General features: G+C 57.1%; 17 protein-coding genes. 6 read left to right on the top strand and 11 right to left on the bottom strand.

Annotation, left to right across the window (positions count from 1 at the left end):
* From DVK06_RS12525 to DVK06_RS12565, 8 genes are all read right to left on the bottom strand, one after another.
* The coding region (locus DVK06_RS12525; RefSeq protein WP_158600083.1) for a helix-turn-helix domain-containing protein at nt 1–454 on the bottom strand (454 nt) is incomplete at its 3' end.
* A gap of 443 nt (nt 455–897) precedes the next feature.
* The gene (locus tag DVK06_RS12530; protein WP_121600501.1) at nt 898–1305 is read right to left on the bottom strand and encodes a hypothetical protein; all 408 of its coding nucleotides are present in this window, start codon (nt 1303–1305) and stop codon (nt 898–900) included.
* Between the two features lie 684 nt (nt 1306–1989).
* Nucleotides 1990–2337: a winged helix-turn-helix domain-containing protein gene (locus tag DVK06_RS12540; RefSeq protein ID WP_077152292.1), complete on the bottom strand. Its 348-nt coding sequence runs from the start codon at nt 2335–2337 to the stop codon at nt 1990–1992.
* A gap of 122 nt (nt 2338–2459) precedes the next feature.
* Complete coding sequence (locus DVK06_RS12545; RefSeq protein ID WP_077152291.1) at nt 2460–2855, bottom strand: hypothetical protein; 396 nt, start codon at nt 2853–2855, stop codon at nt 2460–2462.
* Nucleotides 2856–2974: 119 nt separating this feature from the next.
* Complete coding sequence (gene rdfA / locus DVK06_RS18295; RefSeq protein WP_147438074.1) at nt 2975–3571, bottom strand: rod-determining factor RdfA; 597 nt, start codon at nt 3569–3571, stop codon at nt 2975–2977.
* Between the two features lie 162 nt (nt 3572–3733).
* A complete protein-coding gene (locus tag DVK06_RS19310; protein WP_233561704.1) occupies nt 3734–6673 on the bottom strand; it encodes a plasmid replication protein RepH in 2940 nt (979 codons plus the stop codon).
* Nucleotides 6674–7016: 343 nt separating this feature from the next.
* Nucleotides 7017–7517, bottom strand: coding sequence for a hypothetical protein (locus DVK06_RS12560; protein WP_121600588.1), 501 nt, complete (start codon nt 7515–7517; stop codon nt 7017–7019).
* A 222-nt stretch (nt 7518–7739) separates the two neighbouring features.
* Nucleotides 7740–8048: a helix-turn-helix transcriptional regulator gene (locus tag DVK06_RS12565; protein ID WP_121600504.1), complete on the bottom strand. Its 309-nt coding sequence runs from the start codon at nt 8046–8048 to the stop codon at nt 7740–7742.
* A gap of 395 nt (nt 8049–8443) precedes the next feature.
* On the opposite strand from DVK06_RS12565, the gene DVK06_RS12570 reads away from it, so the two are divergent.
* From DVK06_RS12570 to DVK06_RS12580, 4 genes are all read left to right on the top strand, one after another.
* Nucleotides 8444–8713, top strand: coding sequence for a helix-turn-helix domain-containing protein (locus DVK06_RS12570; RefSeq protein WP_233561705.1), 270 nt, complete (start codon nt 8444–8446; stop codon nt 8711–8713).
* A 13-nt stretch (nt 8714–8726) separates the two neighbouring features.
* Nucleotides 8727–9032 carry a winged helix-turn-helix domain-containing protein gene (locus DVK06_RS12575; protein ID WP_233561707.1) on the top strand — a complete coding sequence of 102 codons (306 nt, stop codon included), beginning with the start codon at nt 8727–8729 and terminating at the stop codon, nt 9030–9032.
* Between the two features lies 1 nt (nt 9033).
* Nucleotides 9034–9951, top strand: a complete 918-nt coding sequence (locus tag DVK06_RS18305; RefSeq protein WP_147438076.1) for a hypothetical protein — start codon at nt 9034–9036, stop codon at nt 9949–9951.
* Nucleotides 9952–10681: 730 nt separating this feature from the next.
* Nucleotides 10682–11512: an IS5 family transposase gene (locus tag DVK06_RS12580; protein WP_121600506.1), complete on the top strand. Its 831-nt coding sequence runs from the start codon at nt 10682–10684 to the stop codon at nt 11510–11512.
* Between the two features lie 151 nt (nt 11513–11663).
* Here DVK06_RS12580 and DVK06_RS12585 read toward each other — a convergent pair whose 3' ends face one another.
* Both DVK06_RS12585 and DVK06_RS12590 read right to left on the bottom strand, forming a co-directional pair.
* Nucleotides 11664–11945 (bottom strand): helix-turn-helix transcriptional regulator, encoded by a 282-nt coding sequence (locus DVK06_RS12585; protein WP_007344317.1) that lies wholly within the window; start codon nt 11943–11945, stop codon nt 11664–11666.
* 167 nt (nt 11946–12112) lie between these two features.
* Nucleotides 12113–12892 (bottom strand): DUF5821 family protein, encoded by a 780-nt coding sequence (locus tag DVK06_RS12590; RefSeq protein ID WP_121600507.1) that lies wholly within the window; start codon nt 12890–12892, stop codon nt 12113–12115.
* Nucleotides 12893–13770: 878 nt separating this feature from the next.
* On the opposite strand from DVK06_RS12590, the gene DVK06_RS12595 reads away from it, so the two are divergent.
* Complete coding sequence (locus tag DVK06_RS12595) at nt 13771–14994, top strand: PQQ-binding-like beta-propeller repeat protein (RefSeq protein WP_121600508.1); 1224 nt, start codon at nt 13771–13773, stop codon at nt 14992–14994.
* 69 nt (nt 14995–15063) lie between these two features.
* Here the strand turns inward: DVK06_RS12595 and DVK06_RS18310 are convergent, their stop codons facing one another.
* Nucleotides 15064–15879, bottom strand: coding sequence for a hypothetical protein (locus tag DVK06_RS18310; protein ID WP_147438077.1), 816 nt, complete (start codon nt 15877–15879; stop codon nt 15064–15066).
* A gap of 271 nt (nt 15880–16150) precedes the next feature.
* Between DVK06_RS18310 and DVK06_RS18315 the strand changes: the two genes are divergently transcribed.
* The gene (locus DVK06_RS18315; protein ID WP_147438078.1) at nt 16151–16933 is read left to right on the top strand and encodes a hypothetical protein; all 783 of its coding nucleotides are present in this window, start codon (nt 16151–16153) and stop codon (nt 16931–16933) included.
* Nucleotides 16934–16941: the final 8 nt, after the last annotated feature.

Here is a 16941-nt window from a genome sequence, read left to right on the forward strand (position 1 = left end):
TCGCGTCGTCGGGGATAGGTCGGTGGAGTCGAATCGGGATATCCGCGAGCTTCGAGAGTGACAGCACGGTCTGACCGCCCTTCTTGTCGAGCTTGAAGCCAGACTGACTGTACGTGAAACTGCGGAATTCCCGTGGTGGCTTCCACGTGAGCTGACCGACGCCGTAGCCGTTCTCCTTGAGCTTGGAGAGGCCTTTGAGGTTGTCGAACAGCCGTTCAACGACGGTTTGGAGAACCTTTGAGTACACGTCCGAGAGGTCGTCCCACCACTTCTTGAGGTCGGGGAGTTCCGACCGAAGCGTGGTCATGGACGGCAGTTCGCCGTGGGCGTCTTGGTACTCGTTGAGGCGGTAGCGCGTGTGGTTGTACAGTTGCCGACAAATATCGCGGTGGCGGTCCAACTCCTTGCGGTGGGCGTCGGACGGCTTGAGACGATACTTGTAGGCGTAGTACATGGCGCTACTTGCGTTCCTCGATGAGTTCGTCCAACTGCTCTCGGACGAATGATGAGAGGTTGAGGTGTTGGTCCTCAATCCACTCGTCTTGGTCCTCCCGAATGGTGATTGTCTTCCGTTTCACCGTAATGCACATTTTGCACGCTACACGCATAACAGCTTCGGTAGACGTGGGCCTGTGGGCCTGCAACAGAACAGTGTACGAACAGATGATGACGGCGCTGTATCCCCGCCCTACTGCGCTACTCGGGCTACGCCCTGCGTTGCTCGTTGAGGACCGGGGCTTAGCGCCTGCATTCAGCTAACGCGTGCCCGTGCGCAGTCGCCGTAGAGGACCGGAATGGAGTGAGTGGCTCTGTTGAAATCCTCTTCTTCTGATACAAACTGGGATGAAAAAGCTGGTCGTTGAAGAATGCGAATCTATCGGCAGAATACGTTCACGGTTAGCATTCGATGTCGGCGACCTGCGCCAACTGCGGTCGCTCGTCGCTTGGATGCGAATACCAGAAATGGAATTGGAGACAGTAGTTCTCGTCGAGGTCATCAACGCCTAAGACATCGACACTCCCTGCGAAATCCTCGACGACTCCGTGTAACGCGACTGGGGAGACGTCTTCGTCCGGAGCCATCGTCACTAGCTCGTCGACGCCCGCGTCGACACGGTGTGAGTCCCAGTCCAGCATGCCGGCTTCGGTTTCGAGCGCGAGGTGGAACGTCCGCGCTCCGTCATCCGCATTCCGAAGTTCGACGCTCACCTCACTAAGGGATCCGCTGGACGTGAACGGGGCGATACAGCCGGAGAAACCGGACAGCACGGCGGTCGCGGTGAGGAGGGCGTGGCGGCGTTGCACATATCCGACTACATTCGGCCGTAGTAAGTATGTTATCTGTACTGACTGTGATTGGATCAGAATATATCACTTGCTGAGGATTTCAACAGAGCCGAGTGAGTACATATGACAAAAACGTGGGAGCAACCGCCTTCCCAGTCGTCTCTTCTGTGTCATCGAATACTCGATTGATAGCCCGACGCCCGTGCGTATCCATCAAAATAGCGAACAGATACAACTCTGTATTCTGCTCAATTTCCATCTTCAGGGACCTTTCCCCAGCATGGCTCGGTTGAAGTCCTCTTCTTCAGACATATCGCCTCTCGAAACAGCTGTTCGGTGATGGCTGCGAACTGAACACTCACTGAGATTTGCTAGGCGTGATAAGCAAGGAGTAGAGCAGAGTACAAATCCCAGTTATTTCGCTCACTCGTATCACTAATGGAAGATAAAATGTATACACGCGAGGAGCAAGCTCAATCATCTGCCCAAGTGAGTTAACCCCGATTGAGAGCGTCATAGGGACGGCAGTGATGAGACCGAGACCACAGGCTAGGTACAGCATCCGGATACTGCTGTTCCGCTGATATCCCCTATAGGCGTGGAACACAATGAACAGCGCTAATCCGAGGGCGATAAGCGATACAGATAGCAGTAACAAATAATCGGACGACAGTTGTGTATCGGCCGCTTGGACCACGGACATCATAACCCCTCCCACATATCAGTAAAGCGGTCAGCGAGATCACCAGTCGCCTTCTCTGAGACCGTTATCTCAAATCCATCGTCAGTGAGACGGACGGTAAGTTCATCCAACCGTGCTTCGTACAGACTATAGTGAGTTCCATCGGGTTGTGCGACGCGTCGTTCAGCGAGAAGTCCGCATTCGATCAGTCGTTCTGTCCGCCGGTAGACCGTGGAAATTGAGATATCACATGTTTCGCTAATCTCTTTGGCTGACATTACATTGTTCCGTGTCTGTTGGAGGATTACTTGCGCGTACTGATCGTCAAGGAGATCGAGTATTTCATCTACGTCCGCTTCATCGGTCACGCCTGTACTCTCCTTGGCTGTGATGACGCAAGTTTCCTTGTGTTGAGACGGCCAATTGGCTGCTGTGTGAAAACTCATTCTGTTCCCCTGACACAATTCATCCATTAGTTACTATCTTTCACTTACGTGTGCTGTCGGACTCGCATGAACAACGCTGCGATCCCATACTGAATTAGCACGGTTAGGACAAACGCAATTCCACCGGTGTACTCGCCGGGAACCACACTGAAAGCGAGTTGATATGTACCGATGAACAAACCTGTCGTGATCAGCGCAGCTGAGATAGTCCACACAGCTGCTGCGCTTCTTGAATACGCGACAGGCCAGTAACGCTCGTATGCGTAAGGAATGAACACCCCGATATTGAGTGCAAGAAGTAATCCTCCCGTAGTTGGATCGCCTATCTGAGCGAACACAAACAAGGCTACGACAGCAAGGATCACAGAAACAACACTGACCGAGAGATTGCTTGTCAGATCCTCTTTGAGACGCGCCCTAAGCGACTGGTTGTCAGACATATATCTACGTAGATGGCTGGATAATAAGGCGTTTACCCGCATTCGCTGACTCAGCGAATCAGCACTTTTCAGTGGATCCTGTTACAACCCATCTGCCGCCGAAACAGCCGGTCGACAGCTTATTTTGACCGGCTACAGGCAGGACAGCCGCCGTTTCGCAGATACACCGACATCTCGGTGTTGCTCCCGCATGTTTCACAGATACAATCCATCGTGACCTCTACTTCAGGCTCCACTCCGTGTACCTGATCGTGTGTCACAGAGTGTGAGATAATCCCAGTAGCAATCGTTTCTGCCTTTGTCTCGATCTGTTGTAAACTCGCAACTCGTGAGCGGATATCATCGACCTCACGCTCATACGTAATATCACGATACTCTGTCAGATACGTGTATATGGATTGATAAGACACCATGTCCCCGCCGACTTCGTCGGTGTCTACTCCCCTGCGATTGAGATCATATCCTGTCATCGATTTAGTATCGTCTTTGATGATCGCGGCACACTCCTCCACAAGTGATCTCTCCCAGATGATACCCGCTTCGCGGAGTGCTGCATCGAGCACACGGATGTTGAAGAATTCCGCGAGTTCACGACAAGAGCGTCGGGTACTCTCGGGCTTTGTCCATTCCGTAACCATTTCGTCGCCAATGTCGTCGAGGTCGTACTTGTCGATTACTCGAACAACTTTCGGTCGCGTACTTGTGCCGTTACGCATCGTTAGTGGACACGGTGAGATACAGGCGCTGATTCTGCTGTTCGACGCTACACGTGAGTTGGGATGCGGCCTCTTTACAGCGGGCGACGCGGATGTGTGTCCCCTCTTCGGTGAGCTGGCGCTCGCAGATGGCGGCGGTTGGACGATCGCTTCCTGCGTGTTTCATTGGGACACACCCCGTGGTAAGAGGGGACGGAACTGGTCAAGAAGCGATGCGGTTGGTGCGTAGTATTGTGGTGTCATGCGTGGTTCATGGGTGGTGGTTTCAAACGCTGCGGCTGGGTGGTGACTGTGGCGAGTTTGTGCGTCAGTGGTTGCGGTACAGTCTTCGCGGTGTTGTCCCCAGTGTTTCACCGGAAGGGCGGTGTCAACGGCAGTGCCAGTCGGGGCGTGTTGATCCCACATGGGGATTCGATGTGGGTGTCGCCAGTCGACTCCGAGTGGAGTCCACAGGGTGGGGGCGAGACGGACTGCATGTGTTCGGGAGCGATGCGTCAACAGCGGGAGCCAAAAATGAGGCAGATTAAGGTACGGCGACGGCTGCGGTGACGGGTGACTGGGCTCGTCGGTGGTGACCCAGCGTCGGTGGCCATCCACGTAGACGGCCTGTACCCGGTCAAGTGCTTGGACAGTGCCAATCCGGCGATCATAGCTACTAGCCGCAATGTCGGCCCGCTCGAGTAACGCTGAGCGCCCAAGCGGCTCGTCGGCTCGAAGCAGGGCCGCATACAGTGCGGTCGCCGTTGGCACGAGATCGGGGCGGAACCGCGCGACAGAGAGCGTCGCCGCCGCGCGTTCAACCGCAGCCACGGTCGGAGCGTGAGACTCGTTCAGCGCACGCAGCAGGCTCACCACGACGTCGTACGGACACGCACGGCGAGTGGTGTCCGCCGGGCCGAACGAGCGCAGACAGCGCCGCACGAGCCGCTGTCGCTCGTGGGGTGTCCACTGGGCGTCGTGGGTCATCGCAATCTCGTCGATCACCCGCCGGATGGCGGGGTAGGTCGTCCCGTCGACGACCGGGATCGAGAGCGTGGGGGCGGTTTCGGTGCCCGCTGCGATCGCCTCTCGGACGGCGGTGAGTTCTGTGGTGAGCGCCTCGTGGATCGCATCGCGGAGATCGGTGATCGTCGGGCCCGCAAGCACCCACGACATCGTCAGATCCATCGTCGCGTCGGGCTCGACGTCGTAGGGAAGTCGCCGTCGCAGTTTGGGCGGACGCTCTTCGAACAACATGCGGTAGCCTGAGTGAACACCATACACCGATTGTTTGGGCACCGTCTTCGCGAGGAACGTACAGAGCTGTCGGCGTTGCGTCGAGTTTCGCGCGAGCGCTTCGGTGTCCGGGAACCTCACTGTGGTCGTTAGATCGACGCCGATTGCGTGATACAGATGAGTGGCCGAGGCGACCAACCCGTGGAGGGCTTCGAAGAGTTCGCTTCGGGCGGCACTATTGGTACTGCTCGTGTGTTCGCCGATCTTAGCGAGCAGTGTATCACGAACAGTCGTGATGCGGTCTCGCCACGCCGCATACGTGTGCTCGTCCTCGCTGTACCAGCCAACCTGGTGACCACGACACAGCACTCGTGGGGCGTCTTGTTCGAGATCACCGCGATGGATTGCCTCGAATGCGCGGCCGAACCGCGACGGCGTCAGGACCTTCGAGAGCGCCTTATCGCTGAGTAAGACAGCCGCGAGACGTCCTAGGGTGGCCAAGGGCCCACCCCACTGGAGGACGACCTGCGCCTCGCCGGGGGTGTGGCTCAGATACCCAACCCGGCCGTCATCGAACGGGGTTGGGGTGTCATCGACGAGCGTGACGCAATCATCCTTGGCGGGGGTCCGAAATCGCTGGTGGAGGTGGGTTTCATCGACGGTGTCGGGCCCCCTGAGCCACTGGATGAACTCCCCGTCGGCGTCGGGGTCACCCGTCGCCGCCAGCCACTCCTCGAGTGAGGGTGGGGTGGTGGCTGTGTGGTCCCCCCGGCGGGGCGACACTGTACTTGTGGCATCGTGAGTGGTCGCAGTAAGATCGTCAGTCAGTCGGCGTTGTTCGGGATGGACGAGGTCGCCGGCAGCGTCGAGATACACAGCCACGGCCGTCTGACCGCGTTCAGAGAGGGTGACGCTGTGGTGGGTGCCTCGACGGTCGACGTCGACGAGCCCACGCGTCTCGAGATCAAGGACGTACCGGCTGACCGTCCCTGCCTCAATGTCGATCGCATGATCGTGTTCGAGATCCTGGTAGGTTCGCCCAGTGGTAGCGTCGAGATTGGTGAGGAGGCGTCGTTTCCCCGGTGTGTGTTCGAGCCCATCGAGCGCTTGCCAGGCGGGGTGGCGCTCGTCGGTGGTCGGCTGGTGGGACTGAACGCGGTGGGGATGCGGGTGGGACCGATCCCGACTCTGCGTAAGATCGAGGTGGATTTCACACCACTGTGGGTACCGCTGGGTGAGGTGGCGTTTGAGCGCCGGGGAGACGACAACGCGGACGTCGAACCCGGCTGCGAGCACGGCGATGGCCGCGAGCGCGCGGACGCCAGTTCGGCGGTCGGTGAGACCGGTCCAGGCTGGGCCATCGAGTGCGAGGGTAATCGCTCGAGGAGTCGCGTCGAACTCGCGGTGGAGCGCGACTGGTCCCTTTGCGAGTGCGCCAAGCCCGGCGTTGACCGCGCCGCGGCCGGTGCCGACTGTCTGAACGGTGTCGCGTAATTCGTCGTGGCGTTGCGTGTGATATGACGACTCGGTATCGCCGTCGACGAGCGCCAACTCGGTAATCGCTTGCGTGTAGGCGACGGCCTCGGCGGTCGCATCGTCCCACGTGTTCTCGAGGGAGTTCCACTCCGGAAGGGTGGTATCGAGGAGTGCCGAACTCGCCCGGCACGGGTCGGCGTGGGGTGTCTGGGTCCGGACTGTTTCTGTGGTCGCCTCACGAAGCTGGTCGAGGAGTTCGGGTATCCACTCGGTCAGCCGCGGCGAGACGCTGCCACAGTGGCTGCCGGCGGCGTCATACTGTGTGGTTGGGCCCACAAGATGGACGCCACGCTCGTGGCCCTGACCGGCGGGCTGTGCGTGCCCGCGGCGGGCCTGCTTGTCGGCCCCCATTACTCAGGTAGCTCCCAGCAGTTGACCATCGCGACGAGCCGCCGGAGCAGCTCTCGGATGTACTGGCGGACTGTTCGCGAGACAGGATCGACACTGCGGGCAATCCGGACTGCGGCCGCGATGTCTGGATGGTGTGTCTCGTCGACAGTCCGCGTCGCTCGGAACAGCGCCGCCGTCACGCCGGCCGCGTCACTGGCGGTACTCGCGGTGAGCGCTCGCCGAAGGTGTGCGATCGTCGCGAGGGTGGTGTCCGGGTCAGTCGTTGGTGGTCGGGTGGACGGACGCGTTCGGTGGTGCTTGGGCCGTCGTTGTTGAGCGGCCTCGGTGCGGGATGGTGACCGCATTAGTCATCCCCCTCCGTCGTTAGTGGGGAACCAACCGTCACCTGCGCCCGGGCCTCACGCCGTCGCTGCCGGTGGGTCGCTGTCGGCGTGACCTCCTCGGCGAGTGGTGTCTCGGGCGGCAGCCAGCGGATCGTCGTCGTCGCTGGCGCGCTCACACCGAGTGGGACCGGCTCGACGAGAATCGGCCATGTGGATTGGGTCGCAGCGTCTGAGGCGAGTCCGATACGTCCGGCGACCAGCAGTTCGTGGACGCCGAGCGTGAACACCTCCTGCTGGCGGTGTTCGCGGTGCGCGCACACGCAGTGGCCAACTTCGTGGATTCGCTTCTCGGCCGGCTTGGAGAGGTACACCACGACGTCGTCACCCTCGGTGAACGAGCGCCCGCAGTGTTGACACGCCCCCGACGTGGACGCAAGCGACAGCTGATCGAGGCGTGCGATGGTGTCGTCCGTGAGAGGACTTGGTGGTGCGTCGGCGGGCTGCTGGTTGTCTCGACTCATGGCCCCCGATTCACGCTCGCGATCGATTGGCCGCAGTACCACCCACACCGCGGGCAGACCCACCCGTTGACGAATCGGTTGACGAGTCGGTCACACTGGCGGCACCGCCAGAGCTTCTTCATCATACGCGGCCCTCGACCGCTTGTTGAACGGTGATCTCACCGAGTTCGCCGGCAAGGGTCTCGCGGGCGTCGAAGCGGAGATGCGGTGGCTGGGTGTGATTCACGCGGCATCACCCTCCGCCTGCCACGCGCGGCGCGCTTCGAGGGCGCGGCGGGCCGTCTCGGTGAGGCTGTACTCGTTGGTGCGGCGATCGCGTGCCTGCTTGGCGACGAGGTCGCACTCGACGAGCGTGTCGAGGTTCTGGTAGAGGCGGCTGTGGTTGATATCTTCGCCGTAGTAGTCGGCAAGGTCCGTCTTCAGGGCCGTCCCTTTCCGAGCGTTCTCGTGGGAGAGCGCCCAGAGGAGATCGCGCTGGAAGGCGGTGAGGTCGGCGAGCGCGTCACGGTTCGGGGCGCACTTTGCGCTCATGTGTCGACCTCCGCACAGGCGTAGCAGACGGGTACGCCACGCTTGGCGTCGAAGCCGTCAGCCGGCGCTGGACAGCACGCGCAGCCGCCGTCGGTTTCGCTCGATTCTCCGGTCGTCGCGCAGGGCTTAAGCCCCGCAGTTGCCATCGTCAGCATGGTTCTGTGTCACGACACAGAACCCGACCCGGCTGGGTGTCTCAGCACCGCAGTCGGGATTCCTACATTTCATCGCGAGCCGAGGGTTCGTCACTCGGGCTCCGTGGTTCACGATAAGAAACGTTGTATCTTAAAGTTAACGACGTTTCTATTCAGCCCCAACATGTCCGACCGTTGCTTTTGGGTGGAACAAAGTTTCCTCAAAGAAACCTTGTGTCTATGAGGAAGAGCGCTGACTGGATGACCATCTGGGATGACCGAATTCTTGAGATCATCCGTGATGAAGGTCCTACGTCTCCTACACCCCTTTCCGATCACCAGTACATCCATATCGGTAAATCGGGAGTTTCCAAGCGTCTGAACCGGATGAAGGACCACGGGCTTGTTACGGAGCTTGGTAACGGAGTATACTCGATCACCGCCGAGGGCGAACGCTATCTCGATGGGGAACTCAATGCTGAACAGCTTAACGATCAGTCCTCGAACGGCGACGAAAGCGCACAGGTGTAATATGAAAAAATCCGTGAACTGGATAGTCAGCGAGGACGATCGCATCCTTGAGTATCTTGACCGTGAGGGGGCGTCGTCGTGGTGGGAGATCGCTCACGACCTCCATCTCCAGCAGCGACTCATTCGCACTCGGCTCCGGGTCCTCGCGAACGCTGGTTGGATCACCTCCCACGATCGCGGTGAGCTCGACAATCACTGGTCGATCACGACGTGGGGTGCCGGGTATCTCGACGGGCACGTAAACGCCGATCTCGTTCGGCCGCTTCCGGCGCTTCGACCGAGCTACGCTACGCATCCCGAGAAGTGGGCGGGGTTCTGATATGCCGGATGAAATCACTGGAACACACTCGTACCGGGATTTCATCAATCCGAGCGCCCCAATGTACCTCTCTGATCTAGACATCCTCGAAGCCCTCCAAGACAAAACCCACGTCACTCCACACCGGCTGGCACAGGATCGCTTTCGGGAGAACGTACTTCGTCTACAACTCCGTGATCTCGAACGTATCGGTGCTGTCACTCAAATAGGGCTGGAAACCTATCAGGAGAACTCCTATGGCTCAAGACTTCTCCGAGATCCGCCTGAGAAACACATAGAGAACGATATTCTTGATGTTGAGGGGATATCTCCCGACGCATTCCAAGCAGACGACTGGCGGCTTCGTGACTTCGGCTCCGTCAACGCTCAGGTAATCAAACAGCTCAACAAAGAGTTCTACGAGGAACCAGGCTCTACCTACGGAGAGGTACGAGAAAACGAACCGGGGCTGACAAAACAGCGAATTTCTAATGTCATAGACTCAGATATCCGCCGCTTGATCCGGGAGTTTCCCACCACCGCACCGCTTCCCGAAGCATGCGCTCACTGGATTCGAGCAATTGTCGGGCTCCACCTTTTTCCCGACGCAAACCACCGAACTGCGACAAACTCGCTTGAATATCTTGTTGAACAGTCTGACGGTCCGAGTGATCGAATTATCACCCCGTCTATTCCTCGTTTTGTTCTTCATTCAAAATATACTCGAACGTTCCAATCTGACGTTCGATACAACACGTTGTGGGCAAAAGATGAACTGTTCAGCGTCTGGCACCGATACTTTACTCACACACTCTGTCCGGGATTAGAAGAGCGCCGACCACACGATCCGCCTACAGAAACATTAGATCAAGTACTGGAAACAGCACGAGAGGTATTAAACGGAATTGAAAAAGACGCGTCGAACGATAGCGGTAGCTGATTTAATCCTCCGCAGTAGCGTGTCCCGAACCGACTTTCCCCATTTCGGCGTAAATCTCCTTGTTTTTTTTACGGAGCTCACGCATACGCTCCAAGGGGTCTTCTTCCATGCTGCTACATACGAAGTGGACTCGTGATAATGCTTGTGGTACGATGTACCTCTATACTATTATCCGGAGTTTTCGACGATACGACCGTTGATTCGATACCCGCGTAGGTCTTGAAGAGATTTCTGGATACTGGATATCGGTGTGATATGTTGGTTCACTATTGTGGTACCCTTTCGAACTATGTCGGTGGGCTACGTTGTTGTTCTTACAACACAACTTCAACTGTTCAGATCTCGATCTAATATGGGAGGCAGTCCTTCGGTAGATTTGAATGAAGTGTACCTCACAGGGGTTCGTCTGAAACGCCGGAACGGGGTCGCCATCGAGTTCGTGATCGTGCTTCAACCCCACGAGGAGTTCATCTGAAACACCACAAGCGCTATCGCACCCATGACCAGCACCATACTTCAACCGCACGAGCGTTCGTCTGAGACCGTCCCGAGGAGTTCCGCCGAGACGCGGTCAGTCCAGCTTCAACCGCACAAGGGTTCGTCTGAAACCGGTCGGCGGCGAGCCAAAGACCGAGACTGCGGTAGCTTCAACCGGCTGTATTGAATCGCCATACGGAGGCGAGGTAGGCCGCTAAATCAAAGGAGTTGAAGCGAGAGAGTTCCGTTGACCATGACGCAAATCTCCCGCTTCATCGGGGAAGTTGTGCCGGTTGCTCAAAGAGTTACTGGCGATGGAGGCGAATCCGCCGCCCCGGACGGTGGCGGCGGATTCGCCGACTACGCACTCGTTTCCATTCACTGTCTGCGGATTTACCTCGATTCGTCGTACCGCATGACGATCGACCTGCTCAAAGAGATGCCACAAATAATCGGGGAGATCGGCCTCAACGCGGCCGATCTCCCTGCGCCGTCCACGTTGTGTAAGGCGTTCGACCGGATCAGCATGAGCGTCTGTCGAGTGCTGCTGCGCCAGTCGGCGCAGCTGCACGATCTCTCTGAACACGCCGCGATCGACGCCACATTCTACGACCGCTCACCAGCGAGCCGCCACTACTGCCAGCGAATCAGCTACCGCGTTCAGAAGTTGAAGGTCACGAAACTCGTCGATACAGCGTCGCAAGCTGTCCTTGACGTTCACTGCTCAACGAATCGGGAAGGAAGTGACGCGGACCTCGCAGAGCAGATCGCCCGCCGGAACGCGGGCGATCTGCGGTCTCTCGCGGCCGATAAAGGCTATGACAAGCAATCGCTCCGCGAAGGATTACGCGATCTCGGGATCAGACCGCTGATCAAGCACCGCATCTCCGCACCGTACGACCACGCACACAACGCCAGAATCGACGATGATCGCTACAATCAACGCTCTATGACCGAAACCGTGAACTCGGCTGTGAAGCGCTCGCTCGGCTTCGCCGTGCGAGCGCGGTCATGGTTCCGTGAGTTCCGCGAAATCGCGCTGATGTGTGTCGTCTATAACATCAAACGCTTCGTCAAACAGTGAATCTCTCCGCCTTACAGCGATCCAACACAGCCCCTGAAACAGCCGGTCGGTGAATTCTCTGTATTGACCGTGATCGGCCTGGAACATATCTCCTGCTGAAGATCTCAACAGAGCCAGGGACGTGAAATACAGTCCTCGAACAGTAGTTCGATCACCCGTCGTGGTCAATATACTCGGCTTCCCATTCAGTCCGCGCTTCGATCTCTCTTGTGCCCCGGCGAGTAGTGCTGTACTCGTTGGTCCGGCGGTCGCGCTGACTTTTTTCGATGAGTCCCTTCTCAACGAGCGTATCGAGATTTGGATAGAGCCGCCCATGATGGATCTCCTTTTCATAGTAGTCCTCGAGCTCGTCTTTGATCGCGAGTCCGTGGGGGTCATCTAGGCCGGCAACGACGTACAGCAGATCGCGCTGAAAGCCAGTGAGATCGTACATGTCGCAATTTTCGTATTCGAGTTTTGAAATACTATTGATCTGGTGACTGCGTGTTATAGAATACGTTTCACACCCTCTATACAGTGATTTTGACTGCTACATCTCACACTTGAGTCGAAGAAGTACCGTATACCCGTCTCCATAGTCGGGCTATCGTGGGGCGAATGCTACAGCGAAGACTGGATCTCGGTAGAGAGTGTCTTCAGGTCTGCTGTCGCGAGTTCGTCAGTTGCGATAAGGCGAAGTCGGGGGCGACCGATATCTAGTGGGACTTTTTCAGTCTCGATGAGGCCAGCATCTTCGAGTGCTGATTTGGCCCGTGAGAAGGTCGCTTTCGAAGCGATGCCCGTATCCTCTCCCCATTTCGAGATGTCGTAGAGGAGGATCTCGTTGCGGGCTGCGAGGATGAGCATGATCTCGACGATACTGAGGTATTCGTTGCTGTTGGAAATCTCTTCAGCGTGTGCGAGGACTTCGTCGAGGTCGGCTGCGATATCGTCGCCGATCTCTTCTCGGAGCGTCTGTTTCACTACTGAGAGGGCAGGTGTCCGGAGGTGATACTGCTCGGCAGCCTCGAATCTGGAGTCGAACTCACCGTAGACTGATGAGACCAGCTCGGGGTCCGAGCTCGAAATACTGTGGTTGTCCATCACAGGAACTACAGTCTCAGACTCGGTTGTGAAGATGGTATTCTGAACTGGCTCCGTGAGTGTTCGGAGGGTGAGTTGCTCCCGGTGGATGAGTTCGGCGATCTTTGAGGCCGTGAGGAAACTGGAGAGGGCGTCTTTGATTTCATCTGAGTCTGCGTGTAGCCGGACCTTGGGCTGGTCCTCAACCGTTACTGCTTCCTCTGCGAAGGCTGCGATTTGTTCAGAGCGAGGATTGATATACAATGCTGGCTCGTCTCGTTCGGGAATCATCTGAGTGGAAATGTGTTGTTTGGTCATATTGTGTAATTTTATCGATATGTACTTAACAGATGCGATATCTGAGGATTGGACTACTGTGTCGGTTGCGGAATGGAGCTGACTATCCGTTTCGAGTACGCTCATAGGAAGCAGATTGTTGGTCGCAGTAGTGGCCCTCGATTTGGGGTAGTAGAATCCGTCAAATCGATTGTTGAACCTCGTCTGAACGTCCGAAGTGATCGTGACAGTAGCTAGGTTATCGCTATCCCTCTTTTTCACACGTCATCAGTTGATTCTCGCTGGCGACCGGACATCTCTCGCGCTGGTCCACGGCCGGACACGGGCCGCACCGTCCCCGTAGGCCCACACCGTCGCACCGTGCAGGTGTTCGCGAGCTATCGAGGCGCGGCCGCGTTCAGTCATCGGCCTAAACCCCGTGCTTGGCGAATGTCTGGAGCGACGGCTCGTCTTCGACGAGCAGCTGCTTCGTCAGAGCGTTCGTGAGGTTCACCGGTTTTGACTTGAGGGACAGAGGGTGAGTACACTCAGCCGATGTCAATTCCAGTTCGGATACGGATCCGACTTTCGAACTACCAGTTCAGTCGTGTTCCCTATACTGACCTATAGGCCTACCCGTAGGCCAATTTGTAGGCCTGATTCTACCGTCCAGATAACCCCCGTTTCCTGTACGCCTGCCTACCCAGATGTAATAAAAGACTCTGCTGTAACCCTGTACAATTGACACGAAGCCCGTGCTACATAGAGCGCGCGAATGTGGCACGTCGCAGTGACGAAATCAGGATAGATCGATTCGGACAGTACAGGTGGTTCACGAATCGATCAGCAGAGTGTTTAGATATCCTGTCTTTCCCGTCTCACAGACAAAGCCTATACCGGACCGATCAAAATTCTGTTATATGTCCTCTCACTCAAGACGCCGTGCCCTCCGCGGCAGTCTCGTTACAGTGACGGCGTGTCTTGCGGGATGTGTATTCTCTCGCGACGAGGAAGGCGAAGAGAACGAGCGCGGACGAACGCTTTACGAGTCGGATGTCACTCTCGGTTCGACAGCCTCGTGGCCAAGTTACAGGCGTGATGCTCGTAACACCGGGTACGATTCCAGTGTTTCGGGCCCGAGAGATGATGCTACAGTCGCTTGGCGGTACAGTGCTCTTACAGAGGCAGAGTCAGGCGTCGTCGTTGACGGCGGTCACGTGTATGCCGGTGGATTAGTCCTTGACGGAGAAACTGGCCAGCGGATCGGTGGGGAGTGGAATGGCCACACGACTACTCCAACCGTCGCCAACGGGACCGTTTTTGTCCCCACGTTCGATCTTGAGGGCCGAGACGCCGAGACCGGCGAGCTCAATTGGACGTTCGAGCCAGACTCACAGTCCGGTGGACTGGGAGGAGTGACCGTCGCTGATGGGACCGCATACGTTCTGGGGAAACTGGGGCCATCCGGACAGCCGCCTATTTATGCGGTCGATGGGACGACGGGTGAAGAGGAGTGGCGGTGGACTCCCGACGGCGACGAGATCGGTTCAATTCGATCGCCGCTCGCAGTCGCCGACGGCACCGTCTATCTCCTTGACGAAGATGGCATAGTGTGTGCTATCGACAGCGAGACGGGCGAGGAGAAGTGGCGACAGCCCACGTTTGTCAGAACATCCAGTTCCCCGGTCGTCGTCGATGGAATGGTGTATTTCGGATCTGAAGACAACGAAGCGACTGCGCTCCGTACCGAAGATGGGGAACCACAATGGCGTACGAGACTCAGTCACGAGTCCGAAGAGACCGTCGCGGTCACGCCCGATTCGGTTTTTGCGACCGGTGGCGGGAACGTGACGGGTCTCTCAACGGCCGACGGAACGATCGAATGGGAGCGGCAGTTTAACGATGTCGGCCAGCTCGGCTCACCGACAGTCGCTGGTGACACCGTCTACGTGGGGTCCCGAAGCGACGGAACGGTCCTCGCTCTCGCAACGGGTGACGGAACCGAACGCTGGCGCGTCGAGACGCGGAGCGTCCCTTTCGGAGACTACACTCGTTCCGGAGTCGTCGACGGACCAGCCGTAGTCGATGGCGTCGCATACGTTGCGACAGAACCCGGCGAAGTGTACGCAATCGCAGAGTTGTGACCAGTCCGAAGAGCAGTTAGCGACGAGCGGTGTCCAGAATTGAACTGCCGTTGTGAACTGATGGCCCGACTATTCGATTTCTAGTCGCCAGACGCCGTCAGCCTCGATCTCAAGCCATGCAATACCGGCCGGATCTGCACGCGCTTCGCCGGAGAACTCGCCGATCTGGTTGAACACGACTTCGTCTGGAGTCCCACCGCTGGCGTCCTCGTTGTAGACCTCAACGACGAAATTCCCGCCGTCAGACTCGTGCTCGCCAATGAACGTCGTCGTCTCCGCAAGCTCAATCGGTCCGACTACTGCGTGTCCGTCGCCACTGGCACTGACGCTTGGGGTCCGAATTTCTTCTGGTGGCGCAAATGGCTGCCCAACTGTCATCGACCAGTTCTTTTCAGTTGCAACGGCGAAGTGATAGTCCCCACGGTCAGCTGCGAAACAGGCGGCTCCAGCCGTGTCAGGACTTTTGACTACAAGCCCTCCTACTGACCCATCTGTCTCGACAATAAATTCATCTTCACCATCGTGTGCAAACGCGACAACCGTGAATCCCGATCGAAGTGGTACAGCCTCTATGCCCGCCGAGGCGTCGCTAGTGAACGTCTTACTCTGCGGATCGAACAACGGATTGTCAGTGTCAAGTGTTTCTCTGACATTCAATAGCGTACTCGCATCTGAGCGCTCTGTTTCATCGTCCAAATTCCGCTCCCGTACCGTCTCACCCTCAGTCTCCGACTCATTAGGCTCCTCACTATTATCCGGATCGGACTCGCTCGGTTCCCCAGCGGTGTTTACATCCCCACAGCCAGCAAGTGCGGCTAATCCCGACACCGATAGCTCAAGTATGGCTCGGCGATCAAGGGGACGCGTCTGCGGTCGACCAGTCATTATAATCTGTTCTGGCACCTGAATTATAAGGGCTGTGGGCCTTCTACACGTTCTCTTCTCGTGCTACGTTCCAGCAACTCTGCTGAATACAGCGTGCGAGTCTCGTACTAAGTTCCTCTGGGATTCGGTCAGGCCGGATCGCTCAGTACAGGAGACTCACGAATCGTTCGGTGTGGGTTGTCTGGTCCCCAGTGGTGGAAATGTTGAGACAAGACACTTACCAATTCCTGAGTTCCCTCAGTTAGTGACTCCGCATACCCGCCGTGCGGTATTGGCCACCCTCACCAGTGTCGGCCTTGCCGGCTGTACTGCGTCGGGCGACGCGCAACCACCAAGCGAAGACGAACTCCCGGATCAGTGCCCCATGTCGCAGACTCTGGATGTACAGTGGCCACAAAATCTGAACACGGAAGCCGTCGCTGATTTTGCTAAAACGTACGAAGTGGCGTATCGGTCTCGTAATAGCGATCTACAGCCCCCATGGTCTTCTTCCAGTTATTCTGCCAGAGTGGAGCAAGAACCGAAGCGAACTGCTGACGGGTATCAAGTAACCCTGGTTGTGAGTGCTTCCATTATTCAGGCAGCGGGGAGCCTGAACGCATACGAAGTCGACTCGGATGGTATTCGGAAGAGTACCACCCGGTTGGAGAGCAGTGACCTACCCGATGATCCAACCTACATACCAATTGGGGAGGTTGAAGATCGACTTCTCCACAGATTGCTTGAGTCAGCCGCAGTCAATAGAGTTGAGACGGATTCTGTCGATGACTCGAAAATAGAACAATATTCTGAGTTGATTGCGACTCTCTCACCGGATGCCTCAATCATCGAATCCCCCTCAGGTGGGCCGGAATACGCATATTTTGATGTCGAGGGGACACCCATACTCCTCGAATTCAGGATAGCGACCTCTGATGGCGATCTTTGGGGGGGAAGAAATTCTGTATTATGTCACAGAATACGTAGTTCGGCGAACAGACTCTCCAGATTCGTCCCCGAAAAACGGAAAACTCATCGAATGTCGGTTCCCAGAGTGAACGTAGATGAGCTTTGACTTCTTGT

Source organism: Halorubrum sp. Atlit-28R (genome assembly GCF_003665955.1).
Taxonomy (GTDB): domain Archaea; phylum Halobacteriota; class Halobacteria; order Halobacteriales; family Haloferacaceae; genus Halorubrum; species Halorubrum tropicale.